The sequence below is a fragment of the Centipeda artemidis DSM 19719 genome, from assembly GCF_000426665.1.
Lineage (GTDB): Bacteria > Bacillota > Negativicutes > Selenomonadales > Selenomonadaceae > Centipeda > Centipeda artemidis.
The window spans coordinates 104,826-126,693 of sequence record NZ_AUFU01000007.1 but is presented as its reverse complement, the minus strand read 5'-3'; the positions used below and the strand labels follow the sequence as shown (position 1 = coordinate 126,693).

Annotated in this window: 22 protein-coding genes; 21 read left to right on the top strand and 1 reads right to left on the bottom strand. The window is 58.5% G+C overall.

Features of this window, described 5'->3' with window-relative positions:
• Nucleotides 1-228 precede the first annotated feature (228 nt).
• The 3 genes from K341_RS0105825 (at nt 229) to K341_RS0105815 (ending at nt 4,464) form a co-directional block, all read left to right on the top strand.
• Complete coding sequence (locus K341_RS0105825) at nt 229-606, top strand: TIGR02530 family flagellar biosynthesis protein (RefSeq protein WP_026762151.1); 378 nt, start codon at nt 229-231, stop codon at nt 604-606.
• A 176-nt stretch (nt 607-782) separates the two neighbouring features.
• Nucleotides 783-2,849: a flagellar hook-basal body complex protein gene (locus tag K341_RS0105820; protein WP_026762150.1), complete on the top strand. Its 2,067-nt coding sequence runs from the start codon at nt 783-785 to the stop codon at nt 2,847-2,849.
• Nucleotides 2,850-3,120: 271 nt separating this feature from the next.
• Nucleotides 3,121-4,464 (top strand): anaerobic C4-dicarboxylate transporter, encoded by a 1,344-nt coding sequence (locus K341_RS0105815; RefSeq protein WP_026762149.1) that lies wholly within the window; start codon nt 3,121-3,123, stop codon nt 4,462-4,464.
• A 79-nt stretch (nt 4,465-4,543) separates the two neighbouring features.
• Here the strand turns inward: K341_RS0105815 and K341_RS0105810 are convergent, their stop codons facing one another.
• Nucleotides 4,544-5,440 (bottom strand): LysR family transcriptional regulator, encoded by an 897-nt coding sequence (locus tag K341_RS0105810; RefSeq protein WP_026762148.1) that lies wholly within the window; start codon nt 5,438-5,440, stop codon nt 4,544-4,546.
• A gap of 243 nt (nt 5,441-5,683) precedes the next feature.
• Here K341_RS0105810 and motA point away from each other — a divergent pair, with 243 nt between their 5' ends.
• The 18 genes from motA to K341_RS0105720 all read left to right on the top strand — a co-directional run bounded on the left by motA (nt 5,684) and on the right by K341_RS0105720 (nt 21,867).
• Nucleotides 5,684-6,475: a flagellar motor stator protein MotA gene (gene motA, locus K341_RS0105805; protein ID WP_026762147.1), complete on the top strand. Its 792-nt coding sequence runs from the start codon at nt 5,684-5,686 to the stop codon at nt 6,473-6,475.
• A 1-nt stretch (nt 6,476) separates the two neighbouring features.
• Nucleotides 6,477-7,409, top strand: coding sequence for a flagellar motor protein MotB (locus K341_RS0105800; RefSeq protein WP_026762146.1), 933 nt, complete (start codon nt 6,477-6,479; stop codon nt 7,407-7,409).
• Nucleotides 7,410-7,502: 93 nt separating this feature from the next.
• Nucleotides 7,503-7,880, top strand: a complete 378-nt coding sequence (gene acpS, locus K341_RS0105795; protein WP_009438624.1) for a holo-ACP synthase — start codon at nt 7,503-7,505, stop codon at nt 7,878-7,880.
• Nucleotides 7,877-9,424 (top strand): bifunctional ADP-dependent NAD(P)H-hydrate dehydratase/NAD(P)H-hydrate epimerase, encoded by a 1,548-nt coding sequence (locus K341_RS0105790; RefSeq protein ID WP_026762145.1) that lies wholly within the window; start codon nt 7,877-7,879, stop codon nt 9,422-9,424. The genes acpS and K341_RS0105790 overlap by 4 nt, the downstream gene beginning before the upstream one ends.
• A gap of 82 nt (nt 9,425-9,506) precedes the next feature.
• Entirely contained in the window at nt 9,507-10,532 is a 1,026-nt protein-coding gene (locus K341_RS0105785; protein WP_026762144.1) for a branched-chain amino acid aminotransferase, read from the top strand.
• Between the two features lie 217 nt (nt 10,533-10,749).
• The gene (cdaA, locus tag K341_RS0105780; protein WP_009349267.1) at nt 10,750-11,589 is read left to right on the top strand and encodes a diadenylate cyclase CdaA; all 840 of its coding nucleotides are present in this window, start codon (nt 10,750-10,752) and stop codon (nt 11,587-11,589) included.
• Nucleotides 11,589-12,518, top strand: a complete 930-nt coding sequence (locus K341_RS0105775) for a CdaR family protein (protein WP_009657639.1) — start codon at nt 11,589-11,591, stop codon at nt 12,516-12,518. Before cdaA ends, K341_RS0105775 begins: the two co-directional genes overlap by 1 nt.
• Complete coding sequence (locus K341_RS0105770; RefSeq protein ID WP_026762142.1) at nt 12,515-14,119, top strand: NAD(P)/FAD-dependent oxidoreductase; 1,605 nt, start codon at nt 12,515-12,517, stop codon at nt 14,117-14,119. Before K341_RS0105775 ends, K341_RS0105770 begins: the two co-directional genes overlap by 4 nt.
• A 42-nt stretch (nt 14,120-14,161) precedes the next feature.
• Nucleotides 14,162-15,517: a phosphoglucosamine mutase gene (gene glmM, locus K341_RS0105765; RefSeq protein ID WP_026762141.1), complete on the top strand. Its 1,356-nt coding sequence runs from the start codon at nt 14,162-14,164 to the stop codon at nt 15,515-15,517.
• Between the two features lie 6 nt (nt 15,518-15,523).
• A complete protein-coding gene (locus K341_RS0105760; RefSeq protein ID WP_026762140.1) occupies nt 15,524-16,429 on the top strand; it encodes a DMT family transporter in 906 nt (301 codons plus the stop codon).
• A complete protein-coding gene (locus K341_RS0105755; protein ID WP_009438899.1) occupies nt 16,426-17,055 on the top strand; it encodes a cysteine peptidase family C39 domain-containing protein in 630 nt (209 codons plus the stop codon). Before K341_RS0105760 ends, K341_RS0105755 begins: the two co-directional genes overlap by 4 nt.
• A gap of 39 nt (nt 17,056-17,094) precedes the next feature.
• Nucleotides 17,095-18,066, top strand: a complete 972-nt coding sequence (locus K341_RS0105750; protein ID WP_026762139.1) for a PhoH family protein — start codon at nt 17,095-17,097, stop codon at nt 18,064-18,066.
• Complete coding sequence (gene ybeY / locus K341_RS0105745; RefSeq protein ID WP_026762138.1) at nt 18,066-18,527, top strand: rRNA maturation RNase YbeY; 462 nt, start codon at nt 18,066-18,068, stop codon at nt 18,525-18,527. The genes K341_RS0105750 and ybeY overlap by 1 nt, the downstream gene beginning before the upstream one ends.
• A complete protein-coding gene (gene era / locus K341_RS0105740; RefSeq protein ID WP_026762137.1) occupies nt 18,524-19,420 on the top strand; it encodes a GTPase Era in 897 nt (298 codons plus the stop codon). Before ybeY ends, era begins: the two co-directional genes overlap by 4 nt.
• A gap of 36 nt (nt 19,421-19,456) precedes the next feature.
• Nucleotides 19,457-20,143 (top strand): DUF502 domain-containing protein, encoded by a 687-nt coding sequence (locus K341_RS0105735; RefSeq protein WP_026762136.1) that lies wholly within the window; start codon nt 19,457-19,459, stop codon nt 20,141-20,143.
• Nucleotides 20,144-20,146: 3 nt separating this feature from the next.
• Complete coding sequence (gene recO / locus K341_RS0105730; protein ID WP_009438874.1) at nt 20,147-20,875, top strand: DNA repair protein RecO; 729 nt, start codon at nt 20,147-20,149, stop codon at nt 20,873-20,875.
• Between the two features lie 153 nt (nt 20,876-21,028).
• Nucleotides 21,029-21,229, top strand: coding sequence for a flagellar FlbD family protein (locus tag K341_RS0105725; RefSeq protein ID WP_009438920.1), 201 nt, complete (start codon nt 21,029-21,031; stop codon nt 21,227-21,229).
• A gap of 119 nt (nt 21,230-21,348) precedes the next feature.
• Nucleotides 21,349-21,867: a flagellar basal body-associated FliL family protein gene (locus tag K341_RS0105720; protein ID WP_009438728.1), complete on the top strand. Its 519-nt coding sequence runs from the start codon at nt 21,349-21,351 to the stop codon at nt 21,865-21,867.
• Nucleotide 21,868: the final 1 nt, after the last annotated feature.

The following is a 21,868-nucleotide window of genomic DNA, read 5'->3' as shown; positions in this document are numbered from 1 at the left end:
GTGACGCGGGATTTTGGCGCATAGCTGTGTCATTTCGAAAAATCCTGCGGTCGACGTAGGCTTCATCTAGGCCTTCCCTTGGATTTTTCTTATTCCTTGCTCTGCATCCAAACTTCTTCCATCTCAACATCTCCAAAAAACTTCACTTAGATTTAAGTTTTCCGATGCTCCATCCGATATATTCGGTGGAGCATTTTATTTGCTCACATATCGAGAGGAGGTGGTGCGATGAGAATTGCAGGCGAGCTGACGGCGCCGGTCGGGCAGGGAAGCAGGGGAACCCGGCACGGACGAAGTGCGATAGGCGGCAGCGAGGCGTCGTTTGCACAGGTACTCGAAGGGGAAAAGCGGCGCGTCCGGTTCTCGCAGCACGCGGAAGAGCGACTGCAAAGACGCGGCGTGATGCTCACAAACAGCGAGCTCGAGAAGCTCGGCAGTACGATTGACCGCATGAGGGAAAAGGGCGCAAGGGAAGCGCTCATCTACATGAAGGACAGTACCGCGATGGTCGTCTCCGTGACGAACCGCACCGTGATTACGGCGCTTGACGACCTAACCGCAGCAGACAGTATATTTACGAATATTGACAGTGCAGCCATTATCTGAAAAAGCCGGACCTACGGGAAGCTTTTGACCGCGCTCGACTAGTGCGGTCAGCATGGAGACACTGTGAAAAACACATGTCTCTATTTTGGCGCGCAGGATACCATGGGGGACTGCGCACTATATCAGGATAACGGCTCTTCCTTTGCACTGTCACATACGCAAAGGAGAGATTCATTATGATGCGTTCCATGTTCTCGGGCGTTTCCGGGCTGAAGGGTCATCAGACCCGCATGGATGTCATTGGCAACAACATTGCAAACGTCAACACGACGGGCTTTAAGGCGAGCCGCGTGACGTTTGCGGATATGATTTCGCAGAACCTTTCGGGGGCGTCCGCACCGCAGGGGACGATTGGCGGCGTGAATCCGAAGCAGATCGGTCTCGGCATGTCGGTTGCAAGTACCGACCTGCTCTATACGAACGGTTCCGTTCAGTCGACGGGCAAGAACACCGATATCGCCATCTCGCGCGGCGATGGGCTCTTTGTGGTATCGCGCGGAAATGAGAAGTACTACACCCGCAACGGTGCGTTCGAGTTCGACGCGCAGGGCAACCTTACGATCCCGAGCACGGGGCTCTATGTACAGGGCTATATGGCGAACAATGGCGTGATCTCCAATGGCGGAGCAAATACGACGAATATTCAAGTCCCGGCGGGTAAGTCCATGAAGGCAACGACGACGACCACAGCGTCCTTTACGAAGAACCTCAATGCGACGACGCCGGGATATGAGGTGGCAAATACTCTTGTGCGCTATGCGGACGGTACGACGGGAACGGTCAGCTCCTATACGCCGACAGAGTCCGGCAGCTATGTTCTGACGACCGATACGGGGAAGAAGATCCGCATTAGCGATGCGGCGGCTGCTGCTGTGCAGGAACTCGACCATGCCCCTCAGGGAGTGCTCTATACATCCAATATAACCAGTATCACGGCATCAAAATCAGGCTCACCAGCTGAAGGCAATGTAGATTTAAAGCTTGATATAGATACCTCTAATCCGTCCAGCCCGAAGTCAATTGCCGGTGCGACGACAGTGGATGTTGAAAAATTGGAGACGGGTACTTATGCCTATGGAGATAGCTATACGATTAGTGGGACTATTAAGACGGCACAAACACAGGCTGGACCACCTCCAACAGTGAAGTTGACACTTGACACGGATAATAATATCAACAAGGGACATACTGTTGAAGTAGTCGTTCCTAATCCAGCGAGTTTCACTTATAAACAGGGAGATAAGTATACAGGACAGCTCAAAATTTCAAAAATTACGGCTCGTGGCACTGCCAACGACGGTGGCGCAACGGTAACGACGGCCGACGGTAACAGAGCCCAGCTTACTAGCAACCTGACTGTTGCGTCTGCGACGCAGAGTTATCCACATACGGGAAGTGCAGCAGATGGAAAGATCACGGCAATCACGCGTGAGTCCACCTATACATACGGCGGCAAGACAGTATCAAGCGTGACGCTGAATACAAAGACGGGCACCTCTGTTGATGGTCTTGTCGGCAAGAGCTATGCCGCAGGGGATACGTTCTATCCGTCGTTCACGTCTCTCATTACGGTCTACGATTCGCTTGGCAAGAGCCATTCCGTTCCCGTGGTCTTCACGAAGTCGTCGAACAACACGTGGACGCTTTCCCTCGGTACCGGCGGAGATACCTATAACATCACCGAGGAAGACGGAACGACGACGACAGTTGCACTCTCGAAAACCGACTTGAAATTTGACGCTACAGGCGCCTATGTAAGCGGGTCGGCATCGCTCAATATGACCTATACGAATGGTGCCGCGGCACAACAGCTGACGATGAATCTCGCCGCCCTCACGCAGTATTCGGGGACAAGCACTGCCGCCGGGACGACGGACGGCAATGCGGCAGGGACACTCTCGAAGGTTGAGATCGACAGTGCGGGCGTGATCACGGGCACCTACACGAACGGTGTGCGTCAGAAAGAGGCGCAGATCGCGATGGCGCAGTTCAACAACCCCTCGGGTCTCACGAAGATGGGCGGCAATCTCTATCAGGAGTCGAACAACTCCGGCACGCGTACGATCAGCGGTGCGGCGGATATCGGTTCGGAGCTGACGACCTCTGCGCTTGAGATGTCCAACGTCGACATCGCCGATCAGTTCTCGGACATGATCATTACCCAGCGCGGATTCCAGTCCAACTCGAAGATCATCACCGTCTCCGACGAGATGCTCGAGACGCTGATTAACATGAAGCGGTAAAATTTTATAGGATCTACAGGCGAGCCTATCGCATATGCGGCAGGCTTGCTTTTTTGTGCGCCTTTGCGCTTGCGGGGCAGTGGAACTTAACGGTACGCATATTATAGAAACTTTATTGATAGTAAATATAACTTTTATTTATATGCGTAATGCTTTACCTATAAAATAATATGATGTATAATAAAGCCGTTATGAGAACTGTATATGATGAGGGGCTTGTGTGGAAAGCGCCGCCGGAGCGGTACTTTCTAAGAATGGAGGAATTATATTCATGGAAATGTTGTTAGGATTCGTTGTGCTCCTCGTCTGCCTCATTGTCGGCGTACGGCACGGCGGACTTGGACTCGCGGTGATCAGCGGAATCGGTCTCGTGATCTACACGTTCGGATTCGGCTATCAGCCGGGCAAGCCGCCCGTCGACGTCATGCTGATCATCCTTGCGGTCGTGACCTGCGCGGGCTTCCTGCAGACGTCGGGCGGTCTCACGGTCATGCTGAAGTACGCGGAGAAGTTCCTCCGGAACAATCCGAAGCATGTCACGATCCTCGCACCGCTGACAACGTGGTTCCTCACGGTGCTCTGCGGGACGGGACACGTCGTCTACACGATGTTCCCGATCATCTACGATATTGCCATCAAGCAGGGCATCCGTCCGGAGCGTCCGATGGCGGTGGCATCCGTTGCTTCACAGATGGCGATCTGCGCATCGCCGGTCTCGGTCGCGGTCGTATCGCTCGTTGCGTTCCTCTCTGCGTCGGGGCATGAGTTTACGGTGTTCCAAGTGCTCTCCGTGTCGATCCCGGCGACGTTCTGCGGTGTCCTTTTTGCGGCGCTGTGGAGCTATCGCCGCGGCAAGGATCTTGAGGACGACGAGCGCTTCCAGGAGTTCATCCGCGACCCGGAGAACAAGCAGTATGTCTACGGTGATTCCGAGACGCTGCTCGATAAGGAGCTGCCGAAGGAATACTACCGTGCGATGTACATCTTCTTTGTCGGCATCATCGCGATTGCCGTGCTCGGCAACTTCCCCGAACTCCTGCCGAAATTTGCGGCAAAGGAGGGAGCGGCGCCGAAGCCCATCTCGATGGTTGTGGTCATTCAGATGGTCATGCTGCTCGTGGGCGCTGTGATCCTCATTACCTGCAAAATGAAGGCAAAGGATGTCGGCAATTCGCAGGTGTTCCGCTCGGGCGTTGTCGCGCTCGTCTCCGTCTACGGCGTCGCGTGGATGGCGGATACCTACTTTATGAACCATATCGCGTTCCTCAAGCAGTTCCTCGGCACCGCGGTGCAGACCTATCCGTGGGCATATGCGGTGCTCGCCTTCCTCACGTCGAAGCTCGTGAATTCGCAGGGCGCGGCAATCGCGATCGTGGTGCCGATGGCGATCAACGTGGGGATGGATCCCGTGATGATTCTGTCGTTTGTGTCGGCGTGTTACGGCTACTTCTTCCTGCCGACATATCCATCCGACCTTGCGTGCATCGGGTTTGACCGCTCGGGGACAACGCGCATCGGCAAGTATATATTGAACCACTCGTTCATGATCCCGGGACTCATCGGCGTCAGCTCGGGCTGCTGCGTCGGCTATGTTGTGGCGCATCTGCTGTACTGATGATTAAAATGCATCTAAAAAACTCCCGAGGCGTTGATGCTTCGGGAGTTTTGATGTGCATATTGTATGTTGTGGTGATTCAGAGTATACTATGCTCGGCACTGCGGCTGAGGATGTCCTTGCTGAAATCGATGAAGGACTGCGCTGCACGCGAGATGTAGCGGTCGCGTTTCCACGCGAGACCAACGTCAACATGCGTCGGCGTTGCGAGCGGGATCGCGCGGATCCCGGGGACATCGCGGACGACCATATCGAGCAGGAATGCGATGCCGACGCCGCTCGCTACGAGCCCCATGATGGTGACGACCTGATTGGACTCGAGGACAATATTCGGCGTGATGTCCGCCGTCTTCATCTTTTGCAGCATGATCTGCCGGAGGAAGGAGCCTTCCTTGAGCATGATGAGGCTGCTGTCCTCGATGTCCTGCATCGTGATCGCCTTGCGCGCGGCGAGCGGGCTGTCCTCCTGTACGCAGCAGACAATCTGACTGCGTGCCATAGGCAGGAGCTGCAGATTGGGCGCGGCTTCGGGGATGATGATGATGCCGAAGTCAAGCTCATCGCGCTCGAGCTGTTCGCGGATGGCAACGGAGCCTTCCTCGTGGAGGTAGACGTCCAGATGGGAATAGCGGCGCTGGAAACTCGAAAAAATCTTCGGGAAGAGATAGGCGCCCATCATCGGCGGGATGCCGATCTTGATCGTCCCCTTTTGCAGCTGCTTGTAGTCGTTGACTTCAAGCACAGCGTCTTGGATGCTGCGGAGCGCGACTTCGACGCGTCCGAGGAAGACAGCACCTTCGGGGGTAAGGGAGAGCTGTTTCTGACTCCGATCAAAGAGTTGGATGCCAAGCTCGCTTTCCAGTTTCTTGATGGCAACGGTGATGTTCGGCTGAGAAACGCGAAGGCGTTCGGCGGCACGCGTGATGTTTTTCAAGCGGCTTGCCATTTGGAAATACTCCAACTGCCGTAGTTCCATAAGACCATCCTCCTAATAATTATTTTTTATATGGCTTCTATTATACCATACTTTCAATGAATATATGGTTCTATAATGTAAATTTATTGAAAAATTTTCGGGAATTTTTGAGAGTTTTTTTAAAAAACAGGTAGGATTTTCGCGGGGTTTATGGAATAATATAGGAAGATGTGGACGTGTGTCTCCTTTTTGCTGTATGGGGCAGCCGCGAGATATACGCGTCCGGCGACCGAGAGAAATGGATTGGGGGCTTTTGCGTTGGAAAAATCAACGGTCATCGGGATCATCATGGGTATCATCTCGATCTTTGTTGGTATGATCCTAAAAGGAGCGCCGCTTTCGGCACTGAACAACCCGGCGGCGTTCCTTATCATTATCGGCGGCACGTTCTCGTGTCTCTTTATCGGGTTCCGCATGGAACAGCTGGGGAACTTTGTCAATCTGATTAAGAAGACATGCCAGGTGCCGCAGCTCCAGGAAAAGGGACAGCTGGTACAGCAATTCATCGAGCTGTCGCAGATCGCGCGCCGCGAAGGTATCCTCGCACTTGAGAGCAAGGCGCAGGAGATAGAGGATCCGTTCTTCCGCACGGGTCTCGGTATGGTCATCGACGGTATGGATCCCGACTTCGTCGGTGATGTGCTCGATGCGGAGCTTGCCATCATGCAGGAACGTCACGCCGAAGGGCGCTCGATGTTCACGCAGGCAGGCACGTATGCGCCGACACTGGGCGTTCTCGGCGCCGTTGTCGGTCTGATCGCGGCACTCGGAAACCTCAACGACATTGATAAGCTCGGTCACTCCATTGCCGCGGCATTCGTTGCAACGATTCTCGGTATCTTCACGGGATACGTTCTGTGGATGCCGTTTGCAAACAAGCTCAAGATCATGTCCGAACAGGAAGTCAGTCAAAAACGCATGATCATTGAGGGCATTCTTTCGCTGCAGGCAGGCGATTCGCCGACGGCGATTGAGGCAAAGCTCATGGTCTTTATCCCGCAGACGGAGCGTGAGGCGCTGAAGGGAGAGGGCTGATATGGCGCGTAAAAAACATGCGAAGCCGCATGAGGAGGAAGCGGGCGAGGCTTGGCTGCTGCCCTATTCCGATCTGATGACGCTGCTCTTGGCGCTCTTTATCGCACTCTTTGCGATGTCCCAAACGGACGCGTCGAAGATGCAGGCGCTTGCACAGGCGTTTACGGCGGCGTTCAATATGGGCGGGCCGTCGTTCTTCTCCGGCATGGGCCCGTCGACATCGCAGACTGCGCCGTCGATCAGCGGCAATGACAACGGCAACGGCGCCTATATGAAGGAGAATGAGAACCTCTCGGAGGCGCAGGAGAAGCTCGAACAATACATCAAGGAACACGATTTGCAGGATCAGGTGAGCACGGAGCTCTCCGAGGACGGTTTGATGATCCGCCTGAAGGAGAAAGCGCTGTTCGACTCCGGTTCCGCGGCTCTCCAAGGGCAGGCGGAGCAGATTGTACCCGTGATCGCGGCGCTCCTTACCTCGCTGCCGGAGCGCGTGACGATCTCCGGGCATACGGATAATGTGCCGATCGCAACGTCTCAGTTCCCGTCGAACTGGGAGCTGAGTTCCGCGCGTGCGGTGAGTCTCATGCGCGGTCTGATGGGGGCGCAGCCCTCGCTGAATCCGGCGCGGTTCAGCGCGCTCGGCTACAGCGAGTATCGTCCGATCGCGAGCAACGATACGGAGGAGGGGCGTGCGCAGAATCGCCGCGTCGAGGTGTTCATTGCACGCAGTATGCGCTTTAGCCAAGAGGATTCGAGTACATCCTCAGACGGCAAGGTCGTGTCAAATGCAAATGCGCCGTCAACGTCCATGCCAAAATCGGCGGCAGGAGAATCGTCGGCGAATATGAGCGTGGGAACCGCACCGATGGGCGCGGAGCAGCGTCCGACGCAGACGACGCCGGGCGTTGTTCCGGCTCCCCTGCAGCACTGATCGTGCAGGGGAAATACAAAGAGAGATTGAAAGGGGCTGTTGCGGGGGCAATGGCTCCTTTTTGTATCATGAATCGGCAGAGGTGGACATTCCATGATCCTAGGTGTTGGCAGCGATATCATTCATATTCCGCGCATTGCGAAGGCGATTGAGAACCCGCGCTTTGTGGCGCGCGTCTATACGGCGGGAGAAATCGCTTATGCGCGGGGGCGAGGTGCCGGCGCCGCCGCAAGCTTTGCCGCACGGTTCGCAGGCAAAGAGGCGGTGATGAAAGCGTTCGGCACGGGGCTGCGCGACGGAACGCTGCTCGACATCGAGATCCTGCCCGATGCGCTTGGGGCGCCGCAGGCGGGGCTCACAGGTGCGTTTGCAGCGCGCGCGGCGGCAATGGGTGTCATACGCGTATGGATCACGCTTAGTCATGAAAAAGAATATGCGACGGCATATTGTGTTTTGGAGGGATCATTATGAATATCGCATTTGCATCGGATATGCGGACGATTGACGAACGCGTTGTCGGGGAGTACGGTCTCCCGGCACTTGCTCTCATGGAGAATGCGGGACGGCGCACAGCGGAGGAAACGGTGTCTCTCATCGGAAGCGCACGAGGGAAGTCCGTCTGCGTCTTTGCGGGCGGCGGCAACAACGGCGGCGATGCCTTTGCTGCCGCACGGCATCTGATGAATATGGGCGCGCGCGTGAAGCTGTTTTTTACCGGAAATGAGGAGCGTCTTGGCGATGCGGCACGTGCGATGCACGATGCCGTTCGGGCGATGGGCGTGGAGGTGCGTCCGCTTGAGAGCGATCGAGACTGGGATCGCCTGCGCGTTGCGCTGCGCTTTGCAGACGGCGTTGTGGACGGCATCCTCGGCACGGGTGTGCAGGGGGAACTTCGCAAGCCCGTGATCCGTCTCATTGAGGAGATGAATGCGGCCGGGAAAAAGACGCTCTCCATTGATGTGCCGAGCGGCGTGGAGGCGGATACGGGGCGGATCGTTTCGCTTGCGGTACAGGCACATCGGACGCTTGCGCTCGGACTGCCGAAAGTTGGGCATTTCATCGGGCAGGGCGCAAATTATACCGGAGAGCTGCTTGTGGACGACATCGGCATTCCGCGGGCGCTTCTCACGGGCGAGAGTCTGCGTCAGTCGCTCATCACGCAGGAAACGGTGACGAAACTGCTGCCGGTGCGCCGCCGCGATGTGCATAAGGGAGACTGTGGGCGCATCCTTATCCTTGCGGGATCGGTCGGTATGACGGGCGCGGCGGCGATGGCGGCGGAGGCGGCACTGCGCATCGGCGCGGGACTTGTAACGCTTGCTGTGCCGGAGCGCATCTATGAGATCCTTGCGGCGAAACTGAACGAGGTCATGGTTGTGCCGATCCCGGACGAGGGCAAGGGCTGCTTCGGCGGCATGGAGGCGCTGCAAAAATCTCTTTCGCTTGCGGCGTCGGCAGATGCCGTGTTGATTGGTCCGGGGCTTGGTCGTGCGGCGGAGACGGCGGAGTTCGTTCGGCTCTTTGCTGCCGACGTCAAGGCTCCGCTCGTGATGGATGCGGATGCGATTTGGGCATTTGCGGGTCAGCTCACGGCGCTCCGGGATCTGCCGCAGGTGCCGATCCTCACGCCGCATATCGGGGAGTTCGCCCATCTCCTTGGAAAATCTGCGGAGGAGGTGCGTGCGAACCTCCTGCAAACAGCACGGAATGCGGCGCGCGACTGCCAGGCAGTCTTTGTGGTGAAGAGCGAGTGTACGATTGTCGTCTATCCGGACGGGGACGCGTTCTTTACGACCTGCGGCAACCCGGGTATGGCGACGGCAGGGAGCGGCGACGTGCTCGCAGGGACGATTGCGGGGCTGATGCGCCAGATGGAGAGCGGCATGACGCCGATCGCCGGTGTATATCTGCACGGACGCGCGGGCGATCTCACCTACGAGCGTAAAGGAAACGGTCTGATGGCACGCGATATTCTGATGAAGCTTCCGAAAGCACGCAAGGAGTTGACAAGATAAACGCGCGGTACTATGATAAGGAATACATTTTGAACGGAAGGGCGTTCTCGTGCCCTCTCCATTAGGAAAGAGGCGTCTATTTATGGCAAAGGCGGATATTGACTGGGAGCATCTCGAGTTTTCCTACCGCACTCTGCCGCAGCGCTATGTGGCGCATTATGCGGACGGAAAATGGGATGAGGGAGGTCTTTCCTCCGAGGCGACGGTTGCGATCAGCGAATGTGCGGGCATTCTGCAATACTGTCAGGAGGTTTTCGAAGGGTTGAAGGCGTATGAGACCGTTGACGGACACATCGTTGCGTTCCGCCCGGATCTCAACGCGGAGCGCATGTACGATTCGGCGGCATATCTTGAGATGCCGTCCTTTCCGAAAGAGCGCTTCCTCACGGCGGTCGACGCGGTGGTCACGGCAAACCGCGACTATGTGCCCCCGTACGGCTCGGATGCATCGCTTTATCTGCGTCCCTTCATGTTCGCATCGGGCGAGGTGATCGGGGTAAAGCCGGCAGATGCGTATGAGTTTCGGCTCTTCGGCACGCCCGTGGGGGCTTATTTTAAGGGCGGGGTAAAGTCCGTACGGCTCTGCGTGAGCGCGTTCGACCGTGCAGCACCGCACGGGACGGGGCACATCAAGGCGGGGCTGAACTACGCGATGAGTCTCCATGCCTATATGACAGCACATGCGGCGGGATTCGACGAGAATATGTTCCTTGATGCGGCGACGCGCACCTATGTCGAGGAGACGGGCGGTGCGAATTTCCTCTTCGTCACGGGAGACGGAACGATCGTGACGCCGAAATCAGATTCCATTCTGCCGTCGATCACGCGCCGCTCTCTCGTCCATATCGCCGAGCATATCCTCGGGATGAAGGTGGAGCATCGTCCCGTGCCGTTCGAAGAACTCGCGTCTTTTTCCGAGTGCGGACTCTGCGGGACGGCGGCGGTCATCTCTCCCGTCGGCTCAGTGACGCACGACGACCGCACGATCGTGTTCCCGGACAGTTCCGATCATATGGGACCGGTGCTGCAAAAGCTGTACGATACGCTGCGCGGTATCCAGCTCGGCACCGTGCCTGCGCCCGAGGGATGGATCCGTAAAATTTGTTAAGCAACGGGATTGCCGCCATTGCGCCCAAACATATTGGGCAGGGCGGCAGTCCCAAATTTTTTTGAAAAGAAAAGAAAGACAAAAAGGATTTTGGGCGGTCTCAGAGAATTTCTTAAATATAGCATCGGTTTGGATTTGTGTGCGCAGATTCGTAGGGAAGGCGGGGCGCACGGAAACGGGAGAGACGGAGAGGGAAGTTTAACGCTTGGGGGTTCATATGCCGTTTGATTTTACGATGCCGACGCAGTTTCGCGGCATTCTGTCGACCATCACACCGCTCGATGTACTCGATATTCTCATCGTGGCGGTCATTCTCTACCGCGTCTATATCATGCTCGAGGATACCCGCGCCATTACGCTTGGCAAGGGTATCCTTGTGCTGCTCGGTATCACGGTGGTGGCGAGCTGGTTTGATCTGCATGTCATCTCGTGGCTGCTGCAAAAATCCGTGACACTGCTCTTTGTCGCGCTGCCCATCGTCTTTCAGCCGGAGCTGCGCCGCGCGCTCGAACATCTCGGCCAGGGGCGCTTCCTCGGTGCGGGAGGGCTTCTCGACGATGAGGAGGCGCAGAGTACGATTCGCGAGATCCGGAATGCCGTGAAGATCCTTTCGACCAATAAAATCGGCGCGCTGCTCGTCATTGAGCGAAATATGGGACTGAACGACATCAGCGCAACGGGGATACAGATTGACGGGCTCATCACCTCGGATTTTCTTATCAACGTGTTTATTCCAAATACGCCGCTCCATGACGGCGCGGCGGTCATTCGCGGGAAGCGGCTCATCGCTGCGGGCTGTCTCCTGCCGCTGACGGAGAACCGTACACTCTCGAGCGAGCTCGGTACGCGCCATCGTGCCGCAATCGGGCTTTCGGAGCAGTGCGACGCGCTCATCGTCGTTGTCAGCGAGGAGACGGGAACAATCTCGATCGCTGAGAACGGGAGGATCCACCGGCATCTGGATGAGGATCAGCTTACGCACATTCTCACACCCGCTTTTGCCTACAGCGCGCGCTCGTCGATCTTTGAACTGGTTCGGGGCTGGAGGAAGAAATGATGAACGCTCTGCGAGATATAGTGCAGCACAATTTGCTCGTGAAAATCTGTGCGCTCGTCATTGCCATTTTGCTTTGGCTCTATGTGATGAACGATCAAAATCCGGCGATCGAGGGCAGCTATTCGATTCCCGTATCCATGGCGGATGCGCCCGACGGGTATCGTATGCATGCCTCCGCCGAAACGGTAACGATCCGTGTGCGTGCGCCGCGTTCGGCATTTGTCGCGGCGGATCGCGGCGATTTCCACGCCAAGTTGAATTTCGCGGACTACGCGGAGGGAGATAAAAATTATCCGGTGGAGACGACAATCCCATACGGGTTTGAGCTCATCAGCACGTCGCCCGATAAAATTACGGTCTCTCTTGACCGTATTGTGCAGAAGTCGTTTAAGGTGGATGTGATGACGAGCGGCACGCCGGCAAGCGGCGTCGCCGTAGACAAGATTTCACAGACCGTTGCGGCGGCGACGGTCGAAGGGCCGCGCTCCGAGGTGGATCGTGTGACACGTATCGTGGCACATGTGAATCTCGGCGGGCAGGGGCAGGATTTTTCCGTGGCAGCACCGCTTCTTGCGATGAACAGCGACGGGCGTGAGTCCTCCGAGGTCGTCGTCTCGCCGAGCCAAACGGAGATCGCGGTGAAGCTTGCGCGCGGCCTCACGCGCAAGGTGGTAGAGATCAAGGTCAAAGCGCAGAGCGATCTCTCACCGAATCTGAAGCTCGAAAGCATCACCGCCGCGCCGACGCGCATCGAGATTGCAGGCGCAGAAGACGTGCTCAAATCCATCACGAGCATCGATACGGAGGAGATCTCGCTCGCGGATGTCAAGGAAAACGAGACGCGCCGCGTGCAGCTTCGCCTGCCCGCAGGGGTTACGGTGACGGATCCGAATGTGACCGTAGAGATTAAGGTCGGAGCGATGAGATGATCCGCATCAAAAATCTGCGCGTTCCCTACGATGCAGCGCAGCCCCTCGCAATGATTGCGGCAGAGCGGCTTTCGCTGCCGACCCGAGCTGTGCGCGGGGTGTTTGTCGCTCATAAGGCGCTTGACGCACGCTGTTACCGCGGCGCGCCGATCGTGTGGGTCTATATGCTCGACGTGCAGGTGGACGACGAGCGCGCCGTTCTCCGGAAACATAGAAAAGATAAGGATATTGCTCCTGCGCCGGATGAGAATCCTATGGAGCTCCTGCCGCCGGGCATTTTTACGGTGCGCAGTGCGCATCGCCCTGTCGTTGTGGGATTTGGCCCCGCGGGTATCTTTGCCGCGTGGGTGCTTGCACAAGCGGGGGCGGCGCCGATTGTCCTCGAACGCGGGCGCGACGTCGACCGCCGTACGCAGGACGTGGCGGTGTTTTGGAAAACGGGGCGGCTTGATCCTCTGTCCAACGTGCAGTTCGGCGAGGGCGGCGCGGGGACGTTCTCCGACGGGAAGCTCACGGCACGCAGCGGCGATCCGCGGATGCGTGCCATCATCGAGGCGTTTATCGCGGCGGGCGCACCCGAGGAAATCCGTGTGCTCCAAAAACCGCACATCGGGACGGACATCCTGCGTACGGTCGTGAAAAATCTGCGCGCCGAAATCATACGATGCGGCGGCACAGTGCGATTTGAGACGCAGGTGACAGGTGTTGAGCGAAAGGACGGGCGCATTGCGGCTGTCGTCGTGAACGAAGCGGAGCGCATCCCGGCGGACACGGTATTCCTCGGCATCGGGCATTCGGCACGCGATACCTATGCGATGCTCCATGCGGCGGGACTTGCCATGACGGCAAAGCCGTTCGCCGTCGGCGTGCGCATCGAGCATCCGCAGGCGTTTATCGATCGGATGCAGTACGGCGCGGCGGACTATGAACTGCTGCCCGCCGCCGACTATGCGCTGACCTACCGCGACGATACGGCCGGACGCGGCGTCTACTCGTTCTGCATGTGCCCGGGCGGCATGGTGGTCGCGGCGGCATCGGAACAGGGAATGCTCGCGACGAACGGCATGAGCAATTACCGCCGCAACTCCGGGACGGCGAACAGTGCGCTTCTCGTGCAGGTAAGTCCTGCGGATTGGAACGGCGACGTGCTCGGCGGTATCCGATTGCAGCGTGAACTTGAACGTAGTGCGTTCCGTGCGGGCAGCGGCGATTATTGCGCCCCTGTGCAGTCCGTCGGGGATTTCCTCGCGGGGCGGACGGGGACGCGTGACTTTGCCGTCGCGCCGACCTATGCGCCGGGCGTGCGCCCCGCCGATCTGCATGAGGTGCTGCCCGCGTTCGCCGCGGGCGCGCTTGCGCGCGCACTCGTACATTGGGAGCGTCGCATCCCGGGCTTTGGCGCGGCGGACATTCCCCTGACGGGCGTTGAGTCGCGCTCTTCCGCGCCCTGCCGCATCCTGCGCGATGCATGCACGATGCAGGCGGAGGGGACGGCAGGGCTGTACCCGATCGGCGAGGGGGCGGGCTACGCGGGCGGCATCATGAGCGCGGCGCTCGATGGAATGAAAGCCGCGCTTGCTTTTTTGACGCAGATACAGTAGATTATGGAAGAGCAATCATAACCTGAGAATAAGGGGCTGTTAATGTTGAGATTATTTGGGACGGACGGCGTGCGCGGCGAGGCAAATACGGAGCTGTCACCGGAGCTGGCATATCGGCTCGGGCGCGCGGCGACGCTTTACTTCGGCGCGCATGAAGAGGCGCGTCCGCGCATCCTGATCGGTCGGGATACGCGCATCTCGGGCGAGATGTTCGAGGCGGCGCTCACGGCGGGCATCTGCTCGGCGGGCGGTGTTGCGATCCTTGCGGGCATTGTTCCGACGCCTGCCATCGCCTACCTTGCGCACAAACACCGGACGCAGGCGGGCATTGTGATCTCGGCGTCGCACAATCCGTTCGGCGACAACGGCATCAAGTTCTTTGGCGGCGACGGCTATAAGCTCCCGGATGCAGTGGAGGACGAACTCGAGGCGCTCGTTCGGCGGATCGAAGCGGGCGACGACGCAGCGCGTCCTACAGGGCGGCATGTCGGTACGGTAGAGCGCCGGAACGATCTCGTCAATCAGTATGTGGACTATGTCGTCGGCACCTGCCCGCAGCGGCTCGACGGCATGAAGATCGTACTCGACTGCGCGAACGGCGCGGCATATGAGGCAATGCCGAAGGTGCTGCGCGCGCTCGGCGCGGAGCTTAAGGTCATTCATGCGCTCCCGAACGGTGTCAACATCAACGACAACTGCGGCTCGACACATTTGGACTCCCTGCGCCGTACGGTGCTTGAAACAGGCGCGGACATCGGCATCGCCCACGACGGCGACGCGGATCGCTGTCTCTGTCTCGATGAAACAGGGGCGCTCATCGACGGTGACCACATCCTTGTGGCGTGCGCGGGAGAGATGCTGCGTGCCGGGAGACTTCCGCATAAGACCGTGGTCTCAACGGTCATGGCGAATATCGGATTTCATAAGGCAATCGAGGCGCTCGGCGGGCACGTCGAGGTGACGCAGGTCGGCGACCGCTATGTGCTCGAGGCGATGCGCCGCAGCGGCTATACCATCGGCGGCGAGCAGTCGGGGCATATCATCTTTGCCGACTACGGCACGACGGGCGACGGCCTTGTGACGGCGCTGCAGGTGCTTGCAGCGCTCAAACGCAGCGGGGAAAAGGCATCCGAGCTGAATGCGCTCATGACGACCTATCCGCAGCTCCTCGTCAACGTGCGGGTAAAGACAAAGGAAGGCTGGTCGGAGAACACGGCGATCCGCGCGGCGATCCGTGCGGGAGAGGAACGCCTCGGCGCGGACGGGCGCGTGCTCGTGCGTCCCTCGGGGACGGAGCCGCTCATCCGCGTGATGGCGGAGGGGACGGATCAAAAACAGCTTGAGGAGATCTGCGGCGCGATCGCAGATGTTGTATTGCGGGAGCAGGGGGAGGCGTAACGCATTATGCCACATGTCACGGCGATTCTGTTCGTACTCATCGCCGGTGTCATGTGGGCGGCGAGCGGTACGGCGGCGCAGCATTTCTATACGCAGTCAACGCATGCTCCTCTTGAACTGACGCAGGTGCGGCTGTTCCTCTCGAGCAGTCTGTTTTTCCTGCTTGCATGGTGGAGCGGGGGGCTTAGGCGCGGTTTGCGCTCTCTGCGGCGCAATCCGCGGATTTTGATCAAACTTGCGATCTTTGGCGTCATCGGCATCATGTCGGTACAGTATACGTATTTTGAGGGGATCGCGGCGGGCGACGCAGCGGCGACGACGGTCATCACCTATACGTCGCCCGTCATCATGATCCTCTATATGGCGCTACGGCATCACCGTATCCCATCGCATATGGAAATGGTGACGGTTGCGGCGGCGGTCACGGGCGTGTTCCTGCTCGTGACGGGCGGCAATCCCGAACGACTGTCCGTGCCGATTGCCTGCGTTCTGTGGAGTCTTGCTTCGGCGGTGACGTTCACGTTTGCAATGATTTACCCCGTGCATCTGCTGCATCTCTTTGACCGATTCTTCCTGCTCGCCGTCTGTATGCTGATGGGCGGGCTGTCGCTGCTCCCCGTCACACATGCGGTGACGGAGATTCCAAGTTTCTTTACGCCGCAGACGACGCTTGATCTCTTTGTCATCGTGGTGCTTGGTACGGTAGTGGCGTTCTTTACGTTCAACGCGGGGCTGCGCTGGCTCTCGCCCGAGGAGGCGGCGATCACGGCGACGATCGAGCCAGTGGCGAGCGTGCTCTTTGCGTATATTATCTTTGACACGCATTTTGTACCGATGCAGGTGCTCGGTATTTTCCTTGTCGTAGCGGCGATTGCCGTGCCGAATCTGCAAAAGAAGAGGAGAGCCGCATGAAGATCCCACTGCGCTATCAGATGTCGGAGTATGACTGCGGCCCGACGGCGCTGCTGAATGCGATGAGCTTCCTCTTTGACCGTGCGGAGATCCCGCCCGAGATCATCCGCAGCGTTATGCTGTACTCGCTCGACTGCTACGGTATGGATGGGCGTGCGTGCAAGGCGGGCACGTCGCGCATGGCGATGATGTATCTCTCCAATTGGCTGGAGGGGTTCAGCCGCGCGACCGAGTTCCCGCTCTCGTGCCGTTATATCGCGGGATGCCGTGTCCGCGTCGGGCGGGACAGCGACATCAACGATGCCCTCGTGCGCGGTGGTGTGGCGGTCGTGCGTCTCTTCTATGAGGTGGAGCATTATGCGCTCATCACGGGAGCGGAGGAGGATCGGATCTACCTCTTTGATCCTTATTATTTGGAGGAAGCGGAGCCGGAGTTCGTGCGTGACGGCGTGACGGTGACCTGCGCGCACCCGCACGCATACAACCGTATCGTGCCGTATTCCTGTCTCAACAGGGAGACGCGCGAGCTCTACGCACTCGGTGCACCGGATGACCGCGAGGCGGTGCTGCTCTTTGACGCACGGACACGCAGAGAGCCGGGCGATACGATCGAATATTTTATTTAGGAAAACCTTGAAAATACGGGATGCCGGGGAGGATACTACTTGCAGGAAACAACAGCAGAGATTGTGTTCAAGAACAAGGAGGAGGCGTATGCCGTACTCGGCGACCGCGATGCCGTTCTGCGCAGCATGGAGGAGAATTTTGACTGTGGGTTCGTCAGCAGGGGAATGTCTCTTGCAGTGACGGGCGCACCTGCGGAGGTCGCGGCGGTGCGTACACTCGTCGATGAGATGCTGTTCCTTCATAAGCAGGGGACAAAGCCAACGACGCATGAGGCGGTGTACGGCGCGCGCCTCATCAAGGAAGGGCGCATAGAGGAGCTGCACCGTCTCTTCGCCGAGGTGCTCCTTGTGACGGCAAAGGGGAAGTCGGTACGCGCCAAGACTGCAGGGCAGCGCGACTACCTGAGTACGATTCGCAGAAATGCCGTGACGCTCGGCGTCGGTCCCGCGGGGACAGGCAAGACGTATCTCGCCGTCGTTATGGCGGTGGCGGCGCTCAGGAGTCGCGAGGTGAGCCGCATCATCCTTACGCGCCCCGCCGTCGAGGCCGGGGAGCATTTGGGCTTTTTGCCCGGCGATCTCACGGAGAAGATCAATCCCTACCTGCGCCCGCTTTACGATGCGCTTCAAGACATCCTCGGCGCGGAAGCGTACCAGAAGATGATGAGCCGCGGACTCATCGAGGTCGCGCCGCTCGCATACATCCGCGGACGAACGCTCGAGGATGCGTTCATCATTCTCGACGAGGCGCAGAATACGACGGGTGCGCAGATGAAGATGTTCCTCACGCGCCTCGGGTTCGGTTCCCGAATGGTGGTCACGGGCGACCTCGAGCAGGTCGATCTGCCGCGCGGCACGGCATCGGGGCTGAAACAGGCGTGCAGAATCCTGCGCGGGGTGAAGGGCGTCGGTATCGTAAAACTCGAGCCGGTCGACATCATCCGGCACGAGGTCGTGACGCGCATCGTTGAGGCATATGGTGCATGGGAGAAGAGACGGGAGCGCGTATGATGGAGATTACGATTTCCGCACAGCCGGAAGGACTGTGCATCGCGCCCGGGGACGAAGCCGCCGTGCGCCGTGCGGTCGAAACGGTCGGACGTCTCTACGGCACCGAGGGCGCGGAGGTGAGCGTGACGCTCACGAACGACGCCTATATTCATGAGATCAACAGGCAGTACCGTGGTGTTGACCGCCCGACCGACGTCATTTCCTTTGCCCTCATGGAGAGCGAAGAGCCGGAGATTTTAGACGATCCTGCGGGCGATGTGCTCGGCGATCTCGTGATCTCGCTCGAGCGTGCGCGGGCGCAGGCGGAGGAATACGGGCACAGCTATCTGCGCGAGCTCTCCTTTCTCACCGTGCACGGGATGCTGCACCTCCTCGGCTACGACCATATGGAGGACGCCGAGCGCGCGGAGATGGAGGAGGAGCAGCGGCATGTCATGGAGGCATTGGGGATAGGGCGATGAATCATTATAAATCGGGCTTTGCCGCCGTCATCGGGCGTCCGAACGTCGGCAAGTCCACACTCATCAACGCGCTCATCGGGCAAAAGATCGCCATCATGAGCGACAAGCCGCAGACGACGCGCAGCCGCATCCTCTGCATCCTGACGCAGGAGGACGCACAGGTCATCTTCCTCGACACGCCCGGCGTACACAAGCCGAAGCACAAGCTCGGCAGCCATATGGCAAAGGCAACCGAGGGGGCGCTTCACGGCGTGGACGTCGTTGTGTTCGTTGTGGACGCGACTGAGAAAATGGGCACAGGCGAGCAGTACATTCTCAAACAGCTCGAAAAAGTCCGCGTCCCGGTGCTCCTCGCGGTGAATAAGATCGACCTCCTGCGCCGCGAAGAGACACTGCCGATCATTGCGAGCTATGCCAAAACGTACGACTTTGCAGGGATCGTTCCCATCTCGGCACGGGCGGAGGAAAATCTCGCGGCGCTCCTCGACGAGATCAAAAAACATCTGCCCGAGGGACCGCGCTACTACCCGGAGGATATGGTCACGGATCAGCCGGAGCGTCTCATCATCGCCGAACTCGTGCGGGAAAAGGCACTCGAGCTGACGCGGGACGAGATCCCGCACGCCGTTGCCGTGGACATCGAGGAGATCACGACGCGCGCGAAGGGCGATGTCTACGTCCGCGCCGTTATCTATGTCGAACGCGAGTCGCAGAAGGGGATCGTCATCGGCGCGCGCGGGGCGCTCCTGCGGACAATCGGCGCGCGGGCGCGCGCGGACATCGAGACGCTGCTCGGCGCGAAGGTCTACCTCGACCTTTGGGTTAAGACGCGCAGGGACTGGCGCAATCGCGAAAGCGCGCTGCGGGAGTTCGGTCTTTCGGGAGACGATTAGGGAAGAGGGGAGGAGAGGAAAATTACGCTGAACCGCATGTACCGCAAAGCGGTAAACAGAGCCTCGCGCCGCTTTGTCAACGGGCTTTTGGTCATTGTGCCGCTCATCATCACGGTCTTTGTCATCGAGTGGACGCTGCGCTTCACCGAGGGCGTGCTCGGGCAGTATCTGCCGTTCTACTTCCCGGGCATGGGCATCATTACGCTCGTCGCCGTTATCTATGCGGTCGGCTGGGCGTCGACGAACTGGGTGATCGCCTCTGTCATCTCCTTCGGCGAGAATATGATCGGGACGATTCCGTTTGTGAAATTCGTCTACACGAGTGTAAAGCGACTCTCCGAGGCGGTGCTTGACTCGAGCAGCAACTTCAAGCGCGTCGTGCATGTGCCGTTCCAAGGGGCACGTGCGCTCGGGTTCGTCATGTCCGACCTCCCGCCGCGGTTTCAGCAGGCGATGGGCGAGACGAAATACATCTGCGTCTTTGTGCCGTGGAGCCTCAATATGACCTCGGGGACGACGATCCTCGTACCGGAAGAGGATGTCGTTGATCTCGACATTCCAAAGGAAGAAGCGCTGCAGTACATGCTCACGGCAGGTGCGGTGATGCCGCTCTCGGACGCGCGCGTGACGGCGGCGCAGAAGGCGGTGCAGAAAAAAATGGAGCAGCTGACGGCGCAGGCAGCGGAGCAGGCGGCCGCACAGCGTGCGGCACGGGAGGAATAGCCGGTGCTCTACACGGCGGAGGGTATCATACTCGGCGCAAAGAACTGGGGCGAGGCAGATAAGGTGATGACCGTGTTCACGCGCGAGCGCGGGATGCTGCGTGCCGCCGCATTCGGCTGCCGCAGACCGCGCAGCGCACTTGCAGGCGCGATGCAGATGTTTGTCCACGCCGATTTCCAGCTCGCGGAGGGACCGCGGCTTGAGACCGTCAAGACGGCAGTTGTCCGCGCGCATCATGCGAAACTCTCGGCGGATCTCACCGCGCTTGCCTACGCAACCTTTGTCGCCGAGGTCGTGCGCGAGTTCCTGCCCGAGGGGGTACCGGACGAGCAGTTCTTTGACCGGCTCGCAGAGATTCTTACGGCGTTTGAGAGGCGCAATCCGCGTGTTGCCGCACTTGCCGCCGTGCTTCAAATTCTTTCTGCGGCGGGGCTTCGTCAGACCTATGAACGCTGTCTGCACTGCGGCACAGAGATTACAGGCGACGCGTTCTTTCATGCAGGCGAGGGCGGCGCGCTCTGTCCCTCGTGCCGCACGGCGGATGCGGCGGACTTTCCGGCGGAACTGCGGGAACTGCTCACGGGGCTTTCGGCGCTCAATTGGGCGCATCCTGCGCCCCTTTCCGTGCGCGGCGCGACGCTCATGGCGGCGGAGCGCATTGTGCTCGCCCATGTGCAGGAACTGACGGGGCATCCCCTGCGATCCCTTGATTTTTTAACGCAGCTGACATAACGCGGACGGAAATATTTAGGCTATCATGAAAAAAACGCTCATAAAAAAAGGAAAAGAGAAGACGACGGCGAAAATATACAGGTAGTCATTTGCATGTATTTTTATATGCAAATTTACGAGTGACTGAAGAGGGGAACGGAGGGGAAGCCTGTCATGATCATGCTGACGAAGTTCAACTCCAAGACGAACAAAAAAGGGGAGTTTGTACTCAATGCCGAAATCATCGAGAGCATTGAGGAGACGCCGGATACCGTGGTGACGCTCACCAACGGCAAAAAGCTGATCGTCGAGGAGCCGATGGAGGAAATTGTGCGGCGTACCATCAAATATCGCCGTGCACTTCATCAAAATTAGTTGGCGAATTTCCATTCCTTTGCTATAATGGAAGAACAATGTTCTTTCATGCGGCAAGGGAGTGCCCCAATGTGGAGTCCGTATGACTTCGTGGTCATTTTTAGGGAGGGAATTTACTCATGGCGGAGGAAAAGGAAGAACTGGCAGCGGAGCCGAAGCAAAAATCGCCGATGCTCATGATGATCGTCGTGGTCGTTGTGGCGGTTCTTGTCGCAGTGGCGGCAGCCGGCGGTATCTCGTATTATATCTTTTCGCAGGCGGAGTCTCCGTCTCACGCGGAGGAATCGGGGAGCGGCGCGTCGCACCATGATCCGGGCGTATTCTACAAGCTCGGCGATGCGAAAGAGGGCGTTCTTGTCAATGTCGGCGGCGGTCGTGCGGGCAAATTCCTCAAGGCCGGCATTGTGTTGGAACTAAATCCCGGCAAAAAGGACAACGTGGTCGACGGCAAGGTCGGCTCCGTCGCCGAGACAAAGATTCTCGATACGACGATGCAGTTCCTGCGAGCCGCACCGCTCGAGGAGTTCGACGCCTCAAAGCAGGATGAACTGAAGAAGCAGCTGAAAGACGCGCTGAACGATCGTTTGGGTCAAGGCTCCGTCTACGATGTTTACATCACCAGCTTCCTGCTGCAGTAAG

What these genes read in the sequence shown, in the direction of transcription:
- K341_RS0105825 (WP_026762151.1), top strand. Translation starts at nt 229, where the DNA reads ATGAGAATTGCAGGCGAGCTGACGGCGCCGGTCGGGCAGGGAAGCAGG.
- K341_RS0105820 (WP_026762150.1), top strand. Translation starts at nt 783, where the DNA reads ATGATGCGTTCCATGTTCTCGGGCGTTTCCGGGCTGAAGGGTCATCAG.
- K341_RS0105815 (WP_026762149.1), top strand. Translation starts at nt 3,121, where the DNA reads ATGGAAATGTTGTTAGGATTCGTTGTGCTCCTCGTCTGCCTCATTGTC.
- K341_RS0105810 (WP_026762148.1), bottom strand. Translation starts at nt 5,440, where the DNA reads ATGGAACTACGGCAGTTGGAGTATTTCCAAATGGCAAGCCGCTTGAAA.
- K341_RS0105800 (WP_026762146.1), top strand. Translation starts at nt 6,477, where the DNA reads ATGGCGCGTAAAAAACATGCGAAGCCGCATGAGGAGGAAGCGGGCGAG.
- acpS (WP_009438624.1), top strand. Translation starts at nt 7,503, where the DNA reads ATGATCCTAGGTGTTGGCAGCGATATCATTCATATTCCGCGCATTGCG.
- K341_RS0105790 (WP_026762145.1), top strand. Translation starts at nt 7,877, where the DNA reads ATGAATATCGCATTTGCATCGGATATGCGGACGATTGACGAACGCGTT.
- K341_RS0105785 (WP_026762144.1), top strand. Translation starts at nt 9,507, where the DNA reads ATGGCAAAGGCGGATATTGACTGGGAGCATCTCGAGTTTTCCTACCGC.
- cdaA (WP_009349267.1), top strand. Translation starts at nt 10,750, where the DNA reads ATGCCGTTTGATTTTACGATGCCGACGCAGTTTCGCGGCATTCTGTCG.
- K341_RS0105775 (WP_009657639.1), top strand. Translation starts at nt 11,589, where the DNA reads ATGAACGCTCTGCGAGATATAGTGCAGCACAATTTGCTCGTGAAAATC.
- K341_RS0105770 (WP_026762142.1), top strand. Translation starts at nt 12,515, where the DNA reads ATGATCCGCATCAAAAATCTGCGCGTTCCCTACGATGCAGCGCAGCCC.
- glmM (WP_026762141.1), top strand. Translation starts at nt 14,162, where the DNA reads ATGTTGAGATTATTTGGGACGGACGGCGTGCGCGGCGAGGCAAATACG.
- K341_RS0105760 (WP_026762140.1), top strand. Translation starts at nt 15,524, where the DNA reads ATGCCACATGTCACGGCGATTCTGTTCGTACTCATCGCCGGTGTCATG.
- K341_RS0105755 (WP_009438899.1), top strand. Translation starts at nt 16,426, where the DNA reads ATGAAGATCCCACTGCGCTATCAGATGTCGGAGTATGACTGCGGCCCG.
- ybeY (WP_026762138.1), top strand. Translation starts at nt 18,066, where the DNA reads ATGGAGATTACGATTTCCGCACAGCCGGAAGGACTGTGCATCGCGCCC.
- era (WP_026762137.1), top strand. Translation starts at nt 18,524, where the DNA reads ATGAATCATTATAAATCGGGCTTTGCCGCCGTCATCGGGCGTCCGAAC.
- K341_RS0105735 (WP_026762136.1), top strand. Translation starts at nt 19,457, where the DNA reads ATGTACCGCAAAGCGGTAAACAGAGCCTCGCGCCGCTTTGTCAACGGG.
- K341_RS0105725 (WP_009438920.1), top strand. Translation starts at nt 21,029, where the DNA reads ATGATCATGCTGACGAAGTTCAACTCCAAGACGAACAAAAAAGGGGAG.
- K341_RS0105720 (WP_009438728.1), top strand. Translation starts at nt 21,349, where the DNA reads ATGGCGGAGGAAAAGGAAGAACTGGCAGCGGAGCCGAAGCAAAAATCG.